Origin of the sequence: Sphingomonas sp. R-74633, assembly GCF_013416555.1 — a bacterium.
In the GTDB taxonomy this organism is placed as follows: Bacteria; Pseudomonadota; Alphaproteobacteria; order Sphingomonadales; family Sphingomonadaceae; genus Sphingomonas.
The window spans coordinates 789,866-806,837 of the sequence record NZ_JACCFG010000002.1 but is presented as its reverse complement, the minus strand read 5'-3'; the positions used below and the strand labels follow the sequence as shown (position 1 = coordinate 806,837).

General features: G+C 66.2%; 9 protein-coding genes. 7 read left to right on the top strand and 2 right to left on the bottom strand.

Annotation, left to right across the window (positions count from 1 at the left end; genetic code table 11):
- Positions 1 to 106: 106 nt before the first annotated feature.
- From HZY97_RS10025 to HZY97_RS09995, 7 genes are all read left to right on the top strand, one after another.
- Positions 107 to 2,986, top strand: a complete 2,880-nt coding sequence (locus HZY97_RS10025; protein WP_180143071.1) for a TonB-dependent receptor — start codon at positions 107 to 109, stop codon at positions 2,984 to 2,986.
- Positions 2,987 to 3,081: 95 nt separating this feature from the next.
- Positions 3,082 to 3,828, top strand: coding sequence for a FadR/GntR family transcriptional regulator (locus tag HZY97_RS10020; protein WP_180143069.1), 747 nt, complete (start codon positions 3,082 to 3,084; stop codon positions 3,826 to 3,828).
- 703 nt (positions 3,829 to 4,531) lie between these two features.
- Positions 4,532 to 10,588, top strand: a complete 6,057-nt coding sequence (locus HZY97_RS10015) for an autotransporter-associated beta strand repeat-containing protein (protein ID WP_180143067.1) — start codon at positions 4,532 to 4,534, stop codon at positions 10,586 to 10,588.
- A gap of 31 nt (positions 10,589 to 10,619) precedes the next feature.
- On the top strand, positions 10,620 to 10,985 hold the full coding sequence (locus HZY97_RS10010) for an EF-hand domain-containing protein (RefSeq protein WP_180143065.1): 366 nt from the start codon (positions 10,620 to 10,622) through the stop codon (positions 10,983 to 10,985).
- Between the two features lie 119 nt (positions 10,986 to 11,104).
- On the top strand, positions 11,105 to 12,277 hold the full coding sequence (locus HZY97_RS10005) for a serine hydrolase (protein WP_180143063.1): 1,173 nt from the start codon (positions 11,105 to 11,107) through the stop codon (positions 12,275 to 12,277).
- The gene (locus HZY97_RS10000; protein ID WP_180143061.1) at positions 12,274 to 13,515 is read left to right on the top strand and encodes a DUF1343 domain-containing protein; all 1,242 of its coding nucleotides are present in this window, start codon (positions 12,274 to 12,276) and stop codon (positions 13,513 to 13,515) included. Before HZY97_RS10005 ends, HZY97_RS10000 begins: the two co-directional genes overlap by 4 nt.
- Before the next feature lie 7 nt (positions 13,516 to 13,522).
- On the top strand, positions 13,523 to 15,091 hold the full coding sequence (locus tag HZY97_RS09995; RefSeq protein WP_180143059.1) for a sodium:solute symporter: 1,569 nt from the start codon (positions 13,523 to 13,525) through the stop codon (positions 15,089 to 15,091).
- On the opposite strand, the gene HZY97_RS09990 is transcribed toward HZY97_RS09995, so the two are convergent.
- On the bottom strand, positions 15,060 to 15,770 hold the full coding sequence (locus HZY97_RS09990) for a gamma-glutamyl-gamma-aminobutyrate hydrolase family protein (RefSeq protein ID WP_180143057.1): 711 nt from the start codon (positions 15,768 to 15,770) through the stop codon (positions 15,060 to 15,062). The genes HZY97_RS09995 and HZY97_RS09990 overlap by 32 nt on opposite strands.
- Positions 15,767 to 16,726 carry a serine O-acetyltransferase EpsC gene (gene epsC / locus HZY97_RS09985; protein ID WP_180143055.1) on the bottom strand — a complete coding sequence of 320 codons (960 nt, stop codon included), beginning with the start codon at positions 16,724 to 16,726 and terminating at the stop codon, positions 15,767 to 15,769. Before epsC ends, HZY97_RS09990 begins: the two co-directional genes overlap by 4 nt.
- Between the last annotated feature and the right edge of the window lie 246 nt (positions 16,727 to 16,972).

Sequence of the window (16,972 nt, the reverse complement as noted above, 5' to 3'; positions counted from 1 at the left end):
TGCGGCGCACTAAGCGGATTGGAGAATTGGTATCAAGATATCATTGACATTATCCTGACCTGTGGTTCATAGAATTGGTATAAAAATAGAATCTGGGAGGATTTGAATGGCTCTGGTCTCCGTCCGTACGCGCGCGCGCTCGGTTCTTCTGGCGGGCGTGTCGGTCGCTGCGGCGCTGGCAGTTACGCCGGCCTGGGCGCAGGACAGCGCACCGGCCTCTGCCGAGCAGGCCGCCCCTGAGGCGGCACCCGAAACGGCGCAGGAAGACCAGATCGTCGTCACCGCGATCCGCGAGACGATCCAGAGCTCGATCCAGTCCAAGCGCGATTCGGATGCGATCGTCGATGCGGTCTCATCAAAGGAAATCGGCGAGCTGCCAGGGCAGTCGGTCGGCGAAGTGATCGCGACGATCACCGGCGCCTCGATCGACCGCGCCAATTACGGCCCCACCGAAGTCTCGATCCGCGGCCTCGGCTCGGGTCTCAGCATGACCACGCTCAACGGCCGCGAAGCGACCAACGGGTCGGGCGACCGCGCCGTCAATTTCGGCCAGTTCCCGTCCGAGCTGTTCAACGCGATCAAGATCTACAAGACGCAGCAGGCCGACTTGATCGAAGGCGGCGTCGCCGGCCAGATCCAGCTCGAGACGCGCAAGCCGCTCGACTACAAGCGCCGCCAGATCCAGGGCGAGATCAAGGGCAACTACAACCCCTATCAGGACCGGATCAGCGGCCAGAGCGGCTATGGCTACCGCGCTACCGCCAGCTATATCGACCAGTTCAACCTGGGCGGCCTTGGCCGGCTCGGCGTCTCGATCGGCTATCAGCGCAACGACGTGAACGATCCGGTCGAGCGCTTCTATACCAGCTCGACCTGGTTCACCTGCAACGCCGCGGTTGTCTCCACCACCAACTGCACCGAAGTGACTCGCCAGCAGGGCAATTCGGGCACGCCTTTTTACCACGCGTCCAACTCGTATCTCTATCGCCAGATGATCACCTCGGACCTGCGCAACGCCGTGTTCGGCGCGGTCCAGTGGCAGCCGAGCCCGACGATCGACGTCAATTTCGATCTGCAATATTCGCGGCGCCAGTACAGCGAAGAGCGCCACGATTTCGGCACCGCCGAGGGCCGCTACAATCTCCACAACGTCGTGATCGGTGACAACCACCAGCTGCTCTCGGCCGATGGTTCGGCAACGATGCAGGTGCAGTCGGGCCTGTTCCAGCGCGACGAGAAATATCTGGGCTTCGGCGGCAATATCGAATGGAAGCCGACCGACCGCCTGACCGTGACCGGCGACTTCGGCTATTCGCACACCACGCGCCTCGACATCACCCGCACGACACGCCTGCGCACCGATCCGTTCGACATCAATGGCGTGCGCACGGCGATCAACAACCAGCGCATTCCCTATCATGTCGACTTCACGCAGAGCTTCCTGCCGAACTTCACCTATGATTCGCGCTTCAGCCCGACCGACTACACGGCGTTCAGCGACGACGCGCAGCTGACCCGATCGCAGGATGGCCGCGACGACGAGATCCTCTCGGCGCGGTTCGACGCCAGCTACAAGCTCGACGGCTTCATCCAGCGGATCGACGTCGGCGGCCGCTGGGCGCAACGCAAGTTCTTCGGCTACAGCAACGACAAGATCATCACCCAGGACAGCCTGGCGGTGGACCGCGCGGTGAATCTGGCCTGCCGCACGCCGTTTGCGGAGAAGAACTTCTTCTCCGATGCGCCGAGCCAGGGCCTGGGCAGCTTCGCGGCCTTCGACGCGCTCTGCCAGTTCCGCAACTATCTGGGCACCGAGGATCCCGGCAACACCGGCGACCTGCGCGCGGTCGAGAATTCGGACGTCACCGAAGAGACCTGGGCGGGCTATGCGATGGCGAGCTTCTCGGGTGATCTTGGCGGGCTGGGCGTGCGCGGCAATTTCGGCCTGCGCGGTGTGCATACGCAGGTGACCGCGCGGGGTCTGCGCTCCGGCCTCGATGTGATCAACAACAGCGATGGCTCGATCTCGCTGCGAGAGAACGGCACCTTCACCAATACCGAAGTCACCGCGGGCACGATGCGCTGGCTGCCGAGCGTCAACGCGATCTTCGACCTGTCGCCGAAGATGCGCATCCGCACCGGCATCTACCGCGCAATGTCGCGCCCCGCGCCGAGCGCGCTGGGTGCCGGCCGCTCGATCACGCTGGAAGTGGGCACGGGCTTCACCTCGGTGACCGACGCGATCAACTCGATCATCGCCACTGGCAGCCCGCGGCTGAAGCCGACCATGTCGTGGAATGCCGACGCGGCATTCGAATATTACGCGAACAAGGACACGCTGTTCGCGGCGACGGTCTATTACAAGAAGTTCACCGGCGGGAAGATCCCAATCACCACCGACGAGAACTTCACGATCGGCGGGCAGGATTACGCCGTGCCGGTCACCCAGACCACCAACAGCGACGACAAGGCCGACCTCTACGGCGTCGAGATCACGGCATCGAACCAGTTCACCTGGCTGCCGCATCCGCTCGACGGGTTCGGCGTGAAGCTGAGCTACAATTATGCCTGGTCGAACTACAAGACGCAGGACATCCGCTACGGCGATATCGTCGACAGCGTGACCGGCGACGTGACCCCCGGGCTGATCCCGGCGGCCGGCCTAAGCGGCTATTCGAAGCACGTCTTCTCGGCCCAGGCATTCTACGAGATCGGGCCGATCTCGCTGCAGGGCATCTATCGCTATCGCTCGCGCTATTATCAGGCGTTCACCACCGACAATACGCAGCTGCGCTATGTCGAGGGCAACAACACCTTCGATGCGAACATCAGCTACAAGATCAACAAGCTTGCCGATATTCGCTTCCAGGCGCTCAACCTCTTCAACGAGCCGCGCGTCGAGTACATGCCGGTCGTCGGCAGCACCCGGAATGTCGAATATTATGGGCCGCAATATTTCCTGAGCTTCCGCCTTCGCCTGCGCTAATCCACGGCGAATGCGGTGGTGCGGACCAATTGCCTATTCCAAATGGGCGCAGTCTAAGGCATTGCATTCGCTTACGATCAAGAACTGAGGGCTTTATGGCCGAACGCCGTCTCTTCCAGGATATCGCCGAGCGGATTGCCGCGATGGTCGCGGAGGGCACTTTCCCTCCCGGATCGCGACTGCCCGGCGAGCGGGAGATGGCGGAACGGCTGGGCGTGAGCCGGGTCACTATCCGCGAGGCCGAGATCGCGCTCCAGGCGCAGGGGCTGGTGCGGATCAAGACCGGCTCGGGCGTCTATGTTTGCGATCGCAACGAGGCGAGCGCCGGCGCGCTGCCGACGGTCAGCGCGTTCGAACTGACCGAGGCGCGTTCGCTGTTCGAGTCCGAGGCGGCCGCGTTGGCTGCTCCGACGATCAGCGACGAGCAGATTGAAGTGCTGGAGGCGCTGGTCGCCGCCATGTCCGAAGCCGAGGAGGGCAGCGCCGCCGCGACGGATGCGGACCGCGCCTTCCACCTGACCATTGCCTCCGCCTCGGGCAATCAGGCGATCATGTTCGTGATCAACACGCTGTGGCGGATGCGCACCGAAATCCCTGAGATCTGCGCACTCCATGCCTCGGTGTGCCACAAGGACGACGACACCCGGCACGACGAGCATGCCGCCGTGCTCGAGGCGCTCAAGCAGCGCGATTCGACTGCGGCGCGCACGGCGATGCGCAAGCATTTCAGCCGCCTGCTCGAGGCGATGCTGAAGGCGAACGAGGAAAAGGAAATCCTGGAGCTCCGCCGCAAGGCCGAGGCCAGCCGCAACCGCTTCCTGATCAGCGCCCAGCTCAGCTGATTCCGGCGCGCCGTAGCGCGCAGCTTTCCCGAGGCTTTGTCTGTCGTCACGCGGGTCGTGGCGGGATGTCGCATGCCTGGGCTTTGAATGTGGCCTGACCACTGCTTGACTCTCCGCGAAAAATGCCCCCTATTGGTATGACACCGGTAACCAAAGACATCTGACAACAAGATGCCCGGTCGGGGAGAGGGTTGATATGCCTAGATACGCGATAGCTGTACCTTAGGGCCCGGAGCCCTCCGGGGATTCGCCAGAATGAGCATCGAAGAACTGGCCTGACCGCGTGCGGCTATGCGCTGTGCGGGAGGACGAGTTACGCCTTAAGCGCGCCTATCGGCGTGCCTTGCGGCGTGACGCGGTGCGACCGGTTCTGGCGCGAACCACCGGATTACAAAGATTCCCGAAATTGGACCGGACCAGTATCTTATTTCTGGACTAACCATTCTATTGACTCCGGACCGGAGATCGGGCCTTATCACCACAATTCCGCAACTGGTCCGTCTGGGCCGGGATAGCCGGATGCGAGCAGAGAGGTGTGCGATGGGAGAGCAAGCGAGGATGCCGATTCCGGCCTAGCGCCAGATAACGTCGCCCGGGGGCGGCGAGGGCGGGCGCCGCGGCGCGCGCTCACGAAAATCACAAGCAGCCAGACGACTGGCGAGACCAATGCGGCTGAACGCGCCGCCTTTGGGGAGGAAGACTCATGACTTTTTCGATCCGCGCCCGCAGCATGCGCACCCGCCTGCTCCTTTCGGCCTGCTTCGTGGCGCTGCCCACGGTGGCACATGCGCAGAACACCACCATCGGCGCCGGCACGACCCGCACGACCAACCTCAACATGGATGCCGACGACACGCTGACCGTGGCCTCGGGTGGCACGATCCAGGTCTCGGGCAATCGCGCGGTGACGATCAACGGCGCCAGCACCGGCACCGGCATCGTTATCACCAATAACGGCACGATCGAGGGCGTGCCGAACGGCACAACAAACGGCCGTGCGATCAGTGGCACCGGCGATACCGCCACCCCTCCGGCGGCATGGCTGCGTACAATCACGATCAACAACACCGGCCTTATCCGCGGCGGCAATGACGCGATCCAGATCACCGCGACCGCGGCTGACACGGGTGTGGTGACGATCAACAATTCGGGCACGATCATCAGCACCGGGACCACCAATACGACTGGGGTCGGCCAGGCGGCACAGGGCGTCGAGATGACGATCCCGGGCGCAACGTTGATTCTCAACAACAGTGCCGGTGGGTCGATCACGGGCAACGAAGGGGTGCTAAGTTCGGGCGCTACCACGATCGTCAACGCGGGAAACATCACGGGCACGGGCGCGGTGGTGGTCACCAACCTCGGCACCGGTGCGACCTCAGCCACTCAGGGTGAAGGCGTGCGCGCCAACAGCACGTTGACCCTCACCAACGAGGCGACCGGCGTGATCAGCGGCGTCTATGGGATCATCGGCACCGGCAACACAACGATCGTCAATCGCGGCACGATCACCGGTGGCGACGGCGGTCTCACCACTTCAACGCTTACGCGTGAGGCGATCCGCATCAACCTCAGCGCGACGAGCACCATCAACAACGTCACGCTTGCCGCGGGCAGCGTCACCACCGCCGGTACTGGCCTCAATGCCAGCGGCGTCGCAGTGACCTTCGGCGGGGCGGCGGCGAACGTTGCGCCGGGCACCGTCAACACGGTTACGGTCGAGACCGGCGCGATCATCAACGGAACGATCACCGCGGCATCGAGCACGAACGCTACCGACATTCTCAACCTGACCGGCAGCGGCTCGCAGGTGCTGGTTAGCGCTAGCAATTTCGATACGCTGAACGTCCAGGGTGGCACTTGGGGGATCACCAACGGGCAGACGCTGCGAAACGGCGCGACCATCTCGACCGGTGCGACGCTACGTTATGACGACAGCGGCAGCTCGGGCGGCTCGGTTGCCGGCACGATCGTCAACAACGGCACGCTGATCCAGAACCGTACCAGCACGGTGGCGAACACCGGTACGATAACCGGTACCGGCGGGGTGCAGATCGTCAACACGGGCCAGTTCACCCTGTTCGGGCAGAACAGCTATTCGGGCGACACGGTGGTGAGCAACGGGCGGCTGCGCTCGGGCATGACCGACAACAGCTTCTCTGCCAATTCGGCGTTGATCGTCACGGGCGCGGGCGTCGTCGACATGACAGACTCGACGACGACGGTGATCGACGGCGCGTCGGTCAGCACCCCGATCGCGCGCAACCAGACGGTGTCCAATCTTTCGGGCGATGGCTCGGTGCGGACCAGCGGCGGCACTTCGGGTGGTGCGATCCTCACCACCGGCTCGGGCGGCGGCAACACCGAATTCTCGGGGGTGATCAGCGGTCTTGGCGGTCTAACCAAGGTCGGCACCGGCACGCTGACCTTGTCGGGCGCCAATACGGCAACCGGGCAACTCACCGTCAGCGGCGGTACCGTCGCGCTTACCCGCTGGAGCGGGGCGACCAGCGTGATCAACGGCGCCACGCTCACCGGGGCGGCGCGCATCTACGGTGTGCTCACGGTGGGCAACGGCACGCTCGCGCCGGGCAGTAATGGAATCGGCACGCTCAATGTCGATGGCCTCGTGCTGTCGGCGGATACGGTACTCAACTATGACCTCGCCGCCCCCGGCACCGGTGACCGTATCCAGGTCAATGGCGACCTCACCCTCGACGGCACGCTCAATATCGCCGATGTCGGCGGCTTCGGCGAAGGCGTGTACCGGCTGGTCAACTATACCGGCGCGCTCACCGATAATGGCCTGCTGATCGGCGGCGTGCCTGCCGGCGCGAACGGCAGTCTGATGACGATCCAGACCTCGGTCGCGACGCAGGTGAACCTGGTCTATGGCACCCCGGCGGCGACCACGATCCAGTTCTGGGATGGCACCGACAATTCGGGTGACGGCGTGGCGCAGGGCGGCAGCGGCAGCTGGACCAACGCCTTCCCCAACTGGACCGACGCAGCCGCGACCAACAATAGCGGCTGGGCCGGCGCGTTCGGCGTGTTCGGCGGTGCGGCGGGTACCGTCACGGTGGACGACGCGATCCTGTTCTCGGGCGCGCAGTTCATGACCGACGGCTATGAGATCGCCGCCGGCACGGGCACGCTGACCACCAACACCGCACTGACCAATATTCGCGTCGATCCGGGCCTTACCGCCACGATCAGCGCCGCGATCACGGGCAGCGGCGGCATCCTCAAGAACGACGCCGGCACGCTGATCCTCTCGGGCGCAAACAGCTATGCCGGCGCGACCAACATCCAGGTCGGCACCGTCGTCGCGCTGAACGGCGGCGCGCTGCCGGCGACGAGCAACGTCTCGGTCGCCTCGGGCGCGGCGCTCGACATCCGCGCCGACCAGACCATCGGCGGCCTCAACGGCGCGGGCAATGTGCTGCTCGGCGCGACCCTGACCACCGGCGGGCTCAACGCCAATGACAGCTTCACCGGCGCGGCGAGCGGCAATGGCGGGCTGACCAAGACCGGCACTGGCACGCTAACGCTCGGCGGCGCCAACAGCTATCTCGGCGCGACCCAGGTGAGCAGCGGCACGCTGCAGCTCGACGGCAGCGTCGCGGGCGCGGTCAACGTCGCCAGCGGCGCGACGCTGAGCGGCTCGGGCAGCGCGGCGGGTGTGGTCACCATCGCCGACGGCGCGCATCTCGCAGCAGGCGGCGCCGGGGCGGGGACCTTCACCGCGGGCGGGCTGGTCCTGTCCTCGGGCTCGGTACTCGACATGGGGCTCGGCGCGCCGAACGTGGCGGGGGTCAGCGACCGGATCCAGGTCAATGGCGACCTGACGCTCGACGGCACGCTCAACGTCATCGATCTCGGTGGCTTCGGCGTCGGCGTCTATCGCCTGATCGACTATACCGGCACGCTCACCAACAACGGCCTGGACATCGGCACGCTGCCGGCCGGGTCGAACGCGCCGCACATCAATCTGCAGACCTCGGTCGGCCAGCAGGTCAATCTGGTCTATGACAATATCGTCCCCGAGATTCAGTTCTGGGACGGTGCCGGTACCACCGCCAACGGCGCGATTGGCGGCGGCTCGGGTAGCTGGAACACCAGCGGTACCAACTGGACCGATGCCAATGGCACCGCGAATGACAGCTGGGGCGGGCGCTTCGCCGTGTTCCAGGGCGCGGCCGGCACCGTGACCGTCGACGGGGCGATCAGCGTCACCGGCATGCAGTTCATGACCAGCGGCTATGTGCTCGCCGCGGGCACGGGTGCGCTGAGCCTGGCCGACGCGCAGACCAATATCCGCGTCGATCCGGGCGTGAGCGCGACGATCAGCGCGGTAATCGGCGGCACCGGCGGGATCAACAAGCTCGACAGCGGCACGCTGATCCTCGGCGGCGCCAACAGCTATGCGGGCGCGACCACTATTGCCGGCGGCACGTTGCGCGCCGGCGTGGGCGGCGCGCTGCCGACGGGTACCACCGTCACGATCGCGGCAGGCGCGACGCTCGACCTCACCGCATCGCAGACGATCGCCAGCCTGGCCGGCGCAGGCAGCGTGACGCTGTCGGGCGGCAGCCTGACCACCGGCGGCGGCAACACCGATACTAGCTATGCCGGCATCATCAGCGGCAGCGGCGGCCTGACCAAGGCGGGCGCCGGGGTGTTCACCCTGGTCGGCGCGAACAGCTATACCGGCGCCACCACGGTCTCGGCCGGCACGCTGCGGCTGAATGGCGGCACGATCGGCAGCGGCGCGCTGAGCGTGGCGGCGGGCGCGACCTTCGACGTCAATGGCGGCACCGCGTCGGTCTCGGGCCTGAGCGGCGCGGGCCGGATCCTGCTCGGCAGCGGTTCGCTTACCGCGAACACCAGCGCGACCAGCAGCTTCACCGGCGTGATCAGTGGCACCGGCAGCTTCGCCAAGGCGGGCACCGGTAACCTGACGCTGGGCGCGGCCAACACCTATTCGGGTGGCACTGTCGTGACCGGGGGCACGCTGACCGCGGGCATCGCCAATGCCTTCGGTACCGGCACGCTCACCGTCACGGCGCCCGGCACGGTCAACCTCGCCAACTTCGCCACCACCGTGGGCGGGCTTGCCGGCGACGGCAATATCGCGCTCGGCACCGCGATCCTGACCGTCAACAGCACCGGCTCGACTGCCTATTCGGGCATCCTCTCGGGCACTGGCCGCCTGATCAAGTCGGGCACCGGCACGCTGACGCTGAACGGCGCCAACACCTATACCGGCTCGACCACGATCAACGACGGTCTGCTGGTGGTGAACGGCTCGCTCGCGGGCACGCTGACGATCGGCGCGACCGGACGGCTGGGCGGATCGGGCAGGATCGGTTCGCTGAGCGTCTCGGGCATCGTCGCTCCGGGCAATTCGATCGGCACGCTCAACGTGGCCGGGAGCCTGACCTTCGCGGCGGGATCGACCTATCAGGTCGAAGTGTCGCCGACGGGGATCTCGGACCAGATCATCGCCACCGGCGCAGTGACGATCAACGGCGGCACCGTCTCGGTGCTGACCGGCGGGCAGACCAACTTCTCGCCGCTCACCACCTATACGATCCTCACCGGATCGGCGGTGACGGGCAGTTTCGGCAGCGTCGTCACCGATCTCGCCTTCCTCAATCCGAGCCTGGTCTACAATGCCACCACCGTGCAGCTTCGCTTGCTACGCAATGATGTGAGCCTGGGCTCGGTCGCGCAGACGCCGAATCAGATCGCGGTGGCAGCCGCGGTGGGAGCGACCAGCTCGGGCGGGGTGTTCGATGCGGTGATCGGCCTCAACGCCGCCGATGCGCGGGGTGCCTTCGACCAGCTTTCGGGCGAGGTGTTCACTGCGGCCATGACCGTGGCCTCACGCGACGGGCATGACGCGGGCCGCGAGCTGATCGGCCGGATCGACGGACCGCGCGACCAGAAGCGCGCCTTCTGGATCGCCGGTGACATGGGCCAGCTCAAGGCGGGCGCTCAGGATGGCCTGGCCGGGTTCGACTCGGATCGTCAGGTGCTCTCGGGCGGCATCGAGATGACGGGCGATAACCTGCGCTGGGGCGTCTCCTATCGCTATGCGAAGAACAAGATCAGCCTCGATGCGGGGCTGGGCGACGCGAAGCTGGTGAGCAATTCGGCCTTTGCCTATCTCGGCTATAATCTCGGCGACCTGCGCTTCGCCGGCGGCTTCGGCTATTCGGCGAACACCGTCTCCACCGATCGCCATGTCGCGTTCGGCAGCCTGTCCAACCAGCTGGTTTCGGCGGGCGACGGCCATAGCTACACCGCGTTCGGGGAGCTGGCCTATTTCGCCAAGCTGGGCGGCGGCGTGCGCGTCGGCCCCTATGTCGGCGGCAGCATCAATTCGGCGACCTTCGACCAGGCGCAGGAATGGGGCGGGGCGGCGGCGCTGGTCGCCGGCAAGGCGCGGACCACCACCAGCCTGGCCAGCTACGGCCTACGCGGCACGGCGCTGATCAACGGCGTGACGCTGACCGGCGATATTGGCGGGCGCACCTATCTCGACAGCCCGGAATCGGTGCGGATGTTCCGCTTTCTCGACACCGGTACCGGCTTCACCGCGAACGGCGTCCAGTTCGGCAAGACCGTGGTGGCGGGCCGTCTTGATGCCTCGACCAATGTCGGCCGGCTCGTGCTTGGGCTCGGCCTGCGGGGCGAGACGGGCGAGGGCGGCTCGAGCGTGAGCGCGCGGGCTAGCGCCGGCTTCCGTTTCTGATCAAATACAAGAACCTAAGGAGAGTTGGACCATGAAGAGTGTGAAGATTGCCGTCACCGTCGGTGCCCTGCTGATCTCGGGCCAGGCGCTCGCCCAGAAGGCCGGCCAGACCAAGGCGGAGGCCCAGGCGGCATCGGCCAAGAAGTTCAAGAATCTCGACACCGACGGCAATGGCAAGGGCAGCCCGGTCGAGCTGATGGCGTTCATGACCAAGGCGGCGGAGAAGCGCGGCGAGACGATGGACCGGGCCAAGGTCGATCGTCGCCTCAAGCGCCTCGACACCGACGGCGACGGCAATGTCAGCGCCGCCGAGCTGGCTGCCGAGGACATGGCCAAGTTCGACAAGGCCGATGCGAACAAGAATGGCGTAATCGACGCGGACGAAGCCGCGCAGTGACGGGCGTGCGCCTTGCCCGCTGGTTATAGCCGGGCAAGGCGCGGTTCCTTGACCGCATAGCCGCGACCACCCCATGCTGCCGCCAAAGGGCGGGATGTGAGGGAGAGAAGATGGTCGCGATGATACGCCTTCGGGCCCTGGCAGCCGCCGGCGCGCTGCTTGTCACCAGCGCCGCCGCACCGGCGCCGCTACCGCCTTTCCATGCCGCCGCTCCCCACAAGGTCCAGCTCGCCCCGGCCTTTGCCGAAGTCGAGGCCTGGGTCGGCAAGGCCTTTCCCGGCGCGGTGCTCGCGGTGGGGCAGCATGGCAAGCTGCTCGCGATCAAGGCGTTCGGCCATATCGACAGCGACGCGAAAGCGCCGGCGATGCCGCGGAATGCGATCTTCGATCTCGCTTCGCTCACCAAGGTGACTGCGACGACCACCGCGGCCGAGATTCTCTTTGATCGCGGCCAGCTCGATCTCGATGCGCCGGTGCAGCGCTACCTCCCCGAATTCGCCGGCACGCCGGGCCATGATGCGATCACCGTGCGGCATCTGCTCAGCCACAGCTCGGGCTTCAAACCGGTATCGGGGTTGCTCTGGGGGCACGCCAATGATCGCGCGGGAATCCTCAAGCAGCTCTACACCATGCCGGTCGGCAGCCCGCCGGGCACGACCTATGTCTATCAGGACTTCAACCTGATCCTGGTCGGCGAGATCGTCTCGCGGATCACCGGGCAGCCGCTCGACGCGTTCCTGCACAAGGAAGTGTTCGGGCCGCTCGGCATGAAGGACACCGGGTTTAATCCGCCCAAGGCCAAGCTCGCCCGGATCGCGCCGACCGAGCTGGACACGAGCTTCCGCCACATGCTGGTGCGCGGCGTGGTGCATGACGAGAATGCGTATGTGATGGGCGGGGTCGCCGGCCATGCTGGGCTATTCTCGACCGCGGCGGACCTGGCGAAGATCACCCAGCTCTATCTCGATCACGGGCGCCATCATGGCCGCCAGATCATCAAGGCGGAGACGATCAAGCTGTTCATGCAGCCCCAGGGCCTGCCGGCGGGAAGCAGCCGCGCGCTTGGCTGGGACATGCCTTCGGTCAACGGCTTTTCCGGCCCGCTCGCCTCGCCCCGTGCGATCATCCATACCGGCTTCACCGGCACATCGCTCTATATCGACCCGGACCGCGACGCCTTCATTATCCTGCTGACCAACCGGGTGAACCCGACGCGGAACAATGCCGAGATCTTCAAGGCGCGTCCGGCGATCCACACTGCGGTGCTGACCGCGCTGGATGCCGCGAAGTGAAGCGGCTCCTCCTCCTCCTGCTCGCGCTGCTCGTCGCGATGCCGGCCGCCGCGCAGGTGCGTACCGGGATCGACGTGCTGCAGGACACGCATTTCGCGCCGCTGCGCGCGATCGCCGCGCGGCATGGCGGCAAGCTGCGCATCGCGGTGCTCGCCAACCCGATCAGCGTCGACGGGCAGGGACGGCGGACAATCGACGTGCTGCGGCGCGATGGGCAGGCGGCGGTGTCGGGGCTCCAGGTCGTCAAGCTGTTCAGCGGCGAGCACGGCATCAACGCCGCGACCGACGACATGAACATCGACGACAAGCTCGATGCGGCGAGCGGGCTGGAGATCGTCAGCCTGTACGGCCGCACCGATGCGGAGAAGCGCCCGAGCGCGGCGCAGCTTGCCGGGCTCGACGCCGTGGTGATCGACCTGCAGGATGCCGGGGTGCGCTACTGGACCTTCCAGACGCTCGCCAAATATTTCCTCCAGGCCTGTGCGGCCAACCATGTCGAAGTGATCATCCTCGACCGGCCGAACCCGCTGGGCGGGCTGGCGGTGCAGGGGCCGGTCTCGACGCCGGGGACCGAGACCTACACCAACCCCCATGCCGAGCCGATGCGCCCGGGCATGACGATGGGCGAGCTGGCGACCCTGTTCAACGCCGAGGACAAGCTCGGCGCGCAGCTCAGCGTGATCCGGATGACCGGCTGGAAGCGCGCCGACTGGTATGACGACACCGGGCTCCTCTGGATCAACCCGTCGCCCAATCTGCGCAGCATCACGCAAGCGACCGCCTATGCCGGCACCGCGCTGCTCGAAGGCACCAACGTCAACATCAAGGGGCCGGGCGAGGCGCCGTTCCTCCGCTTCGGCGCGCCCTGGATCAAGGGGACACAGCTGGCCGCCTATCTCAACGCGCGGGCTATCCCCGGGGTGAGCTTCCTGGCGGTCACCTATGTGCCGGCGAACGACAAGCTCTACCCGTTCGCGGGGCAGCGCGTCGAAGGCGTGGAGGTGATCATCCACGACCGGACCAAGCTCGATGCGCCCGCGCTCGGCGTCGAGACGGTCGCGGCCCTGTGGAAGCTCTACGGCGACAAGTTCCAGATCGAGAAGGTCGATCGGCTGCTGCGCAATCGCGCGGTGCTCGACCAGATCAAGGCCGGCGTGGATCCGCGCAAGATCGCTGCCGACTGGCAGGCTGGGCTTAATGCTTTCAAGGCGCGGCGCGCGCGCTACCTCCTTTACTAGGACGCCCATGCACCTGCCCTTCAGCCTGACCGACTGGATCGTCATCCTTCTCTATCTGGTGCTGCTGATCGCCGGCGGCTGGCTGTTCACGCCGCGCCACACCGGCACGGCGAAGGAGTATTTCCTCGCGGGCGGCAACGTCCCCGCCTGGCTCGCGGCGATCTCGGTGCTTTCCGCGACGCAATCGGCGGCGACGTTCCTGGGTGCGCCCGACTTCGGCTATCATGGTGACTTCACCTATCTCGGCACTAATCTGGGCGGGCTGATCGGCGCGATCTTCGTCGCGCATGTGCTGATCCCGCGCTTCTATGCGGCGCGGGTGACCACGGTGTATGAGTTGCTCGGCCAGCGCTTCGGCACGCTGGCGACCCGCTGGGCGGGCGGCATGTTCCTGTTCGGCCGTGTACTCGCCGGGGGCGCGCGCATCTATCTTGCGGCGATCGCGATCGCGATGGTGATGAGCGGGACGGTGAGCGCACAGGGCATCTTTATCGCCGCTGGGTTCCTTGTCGCCGCTGCTTTCCTCTCGACCTTTGTCGGCGGGCTGAAATCGGTGTTGTGGATCGACCTCGTCCAGTTCGTGATCTTCGTCGGATCGGCGATCGCGGTGCTGGTCTATCTGCGTGCGGGCATCCCCGCGAGCAATGCCGAGATCCTCCAGGGGCTGCTCCATGCACCCGACGGGGCGAACAAGCTGCGGCTGTTCGACTTCACCACCGACCTCTCCAAGCCCTTCTCGCTGCTCGCGATCGTGACCGGTATCGCGCTGCTCTATGTCGCATCCTCCGGGCTCGACCAGGACACGACCCAGCGCCTGCTCGCCTGCAAGGACGCGAAGACGGGTGCGCGCAGCCTCTATTGGTCGGTGATCGGCACGGTGCCGGTGGTGGCGCTGTTCATCACGATCGGGCTGCTGCTCCACGTCTTCTACGACCGGCCCGAGCTGATGGGTGGCGCTACCGCGGGGGCCAGCCTGGCGTTCGGCGGCGAGAAGATCAGCATCTTCATGCACTATATCCTGACCCAGCTGCCGTCTGGGCTGCGCGGGCTGGTCACCGCCGGGATCATCGCCGCGGCGGTGGCGACGACCAATTCGGCGCTCAATGCGATGTCGTCGGTGCTGATCGAGGATTTCTACCGGCCATGGCGCAGCGGCCGCCAGGAAATGCCCGAGCATCATTATGTCCAGGCAGGCCGCGCCGGCATGGGGGTGATCGGCGTCGCGATGCTGATCGTCGCGGTGCTCTCCTTCTACTGGCAGCATTATACCAGGCAGGGGATGCTCGAATTCGTGCTGGGGGTGATGGGGTTCGCCTATGCCGGGCTGATCGGCGTCTACCTGACCGCAATCTTCACCCCGCGCGGGACCACGGCTTCGGTAATCGCCGCGCTGATCGCGGGCTTCTTCACGGTGCTGCTGCTCCAGCCCGCCATTGCCGGCCCGATCGGCCTGCCCGCGCCGTTCGACCATCTGGCTTTCCCGTTTCAGCTCTGCATTGGCACGGTGATCGCCTTCGTCGTAGCGGCGGCACCGTCCGGACGCGTCAGGCAGCCAGCGCCTCACCAACCAGCCTGAAGAAGGCGCGGCTGCCGGCCTGGCGCTCAACATCCCATTCGGGATGCCATTGCACCGCCAGCACCTGCGCGCCGTTGGGCCGGGCGGAGAAGCCCTCGACCAGCCCATCTTCGGGTGACAGCGCCTCGACATCGAGGCCCACTCCCAGCCGGTCGATTCCCTGGCGGTGCACCGAATTGACGGCGAGCCGGCGCGCGCCGGTCGCCGCGGCGAGCACGCCGGCCCCCTGCAATTCCACGTCATGGCCGTGGGTGAACAGGCACTCGAACGGCCGGCTCTCGTCCTCGAGATGATGCCCTTCAAGGTCGCCGCGCAGCGTGCCGCCGAACAGCACATTCAGCTCCTGCATCCCGCGGCAGATGCCGAACACCGGGCGCCCGGCTTCGATCATCGCATCGGCCAGCGCGAGCGCCACTTCATCGCGCTGTTCGTCGAGCGGAGTCTGGTCCCATGCCCCGCCATAACGCGATGCGGCGATGTTGGAGCGGGAGCCGGTGAGCAGCAGCCCGTCGAGCCGGCCGGCGATCGATCGTGCGTCGAACGCATCTGCGAGTGCCGGGACTAGTAGCACCGTCGCGTCGGAGACTTTGGTCAGCGGCGCGATGAAGCGGCTCGCCACGACCTGGATCGGCCGCTCGGCGACTTCATTGCAGCACAGCACCCCGATCAATGGCTTCATGCGCCATGCTCCGCCAGTCGCGCGCCGAGTTGGTGCGCCTGATCTTCTTTTAGACGGATCGCGCCGGGTTGGACGATCAGGGAGTGTGCCGGGACATCGTCGAGCAGCCAGACATTGCCGCCGATCGTGCTGCCGCGCCCGATGGTGACGCGGCCGAGGATCGTCGCGCCGGCATAGACGATCACGTCATCCTCGAGGATCGGGTGCCGGGCGTGGCGGGTGCGCGGCCCCGCCGGCGCCAGCCCGAGCGGACTGCGGGCGCCGAGCGTGACATGCTGGTAGAGCCGTACATTGCGGCCGATGATCGCGGTTTCGCCGATCACCACGCCGGTGCCGTGATCGATGAAGAAGCTTGGGCCGATCGTCGCGCCGGGATGGATGTCGATGCCGGTGCGGGCATTGGCGAATTCGGAGACGATGCGTGCCACGATCACCGCGCCGAGTGCGTGCAGCTCGTGCGCGATGCGGTGATAGCGGATCGCGAGTGCGCCCGGGTAGCTGATCAGGATCTCGTCGACGCTGCGTGCGGCGGGATCGCCGACAAAGGCGGCCTCGACATCGGCATCGATCGCCGCGCGAATCTCGGGGAGCGTTGCGGCGAACAGGCGGACGATCGTCTGGGCCTGGTCCGGATCGAAGGGCTGGTCGGTCTCGCGCTGCCAATAATCGAACTCGGCGTCGATCTCCTGCCCGAGCAGTGCAAAGGCCCCGCCGAGCCGCTCCGCGACGAAATCATCCTCGCGCGCCACCCCGCCGCGAAAGCCGCCGAGCCGGGCGGGGAACAGTGCGGCGGAGAGGTGCTCCACCGCCTCGGACAGTACGGTCGGCGATGGGAAGCGCGCCACCGCGTGGCGCCCGGCCTGACGTTCCCGCCAGGCCGAGCGCGCGGCATTGAGCGCGGAGACCGTTTGCGAGATCTCTGCCGTGAACGGCGACGAGAGCGGAAGTGCCGTCACGACTTTGCTCGATGCACCGAGCCGGGCTGCACCACGGTGCGCTGATATGGGGTGGCCCCCGGAATGAAGTCGGGAACGGTGTCGAAGAGCTTGAGCGACATGCGGATACCCTCGCGCGGTAGTTTCAGGCCGGTGCAGGGGGCACAATATCCTACTAGATTAGTGGGTGAATAAACAAATGCTTCGGGCCGGGCAGAGCGAAACTAGGCGCCCACCGGAACCAGCAGGGGCGGCCCCGAGTTGTTG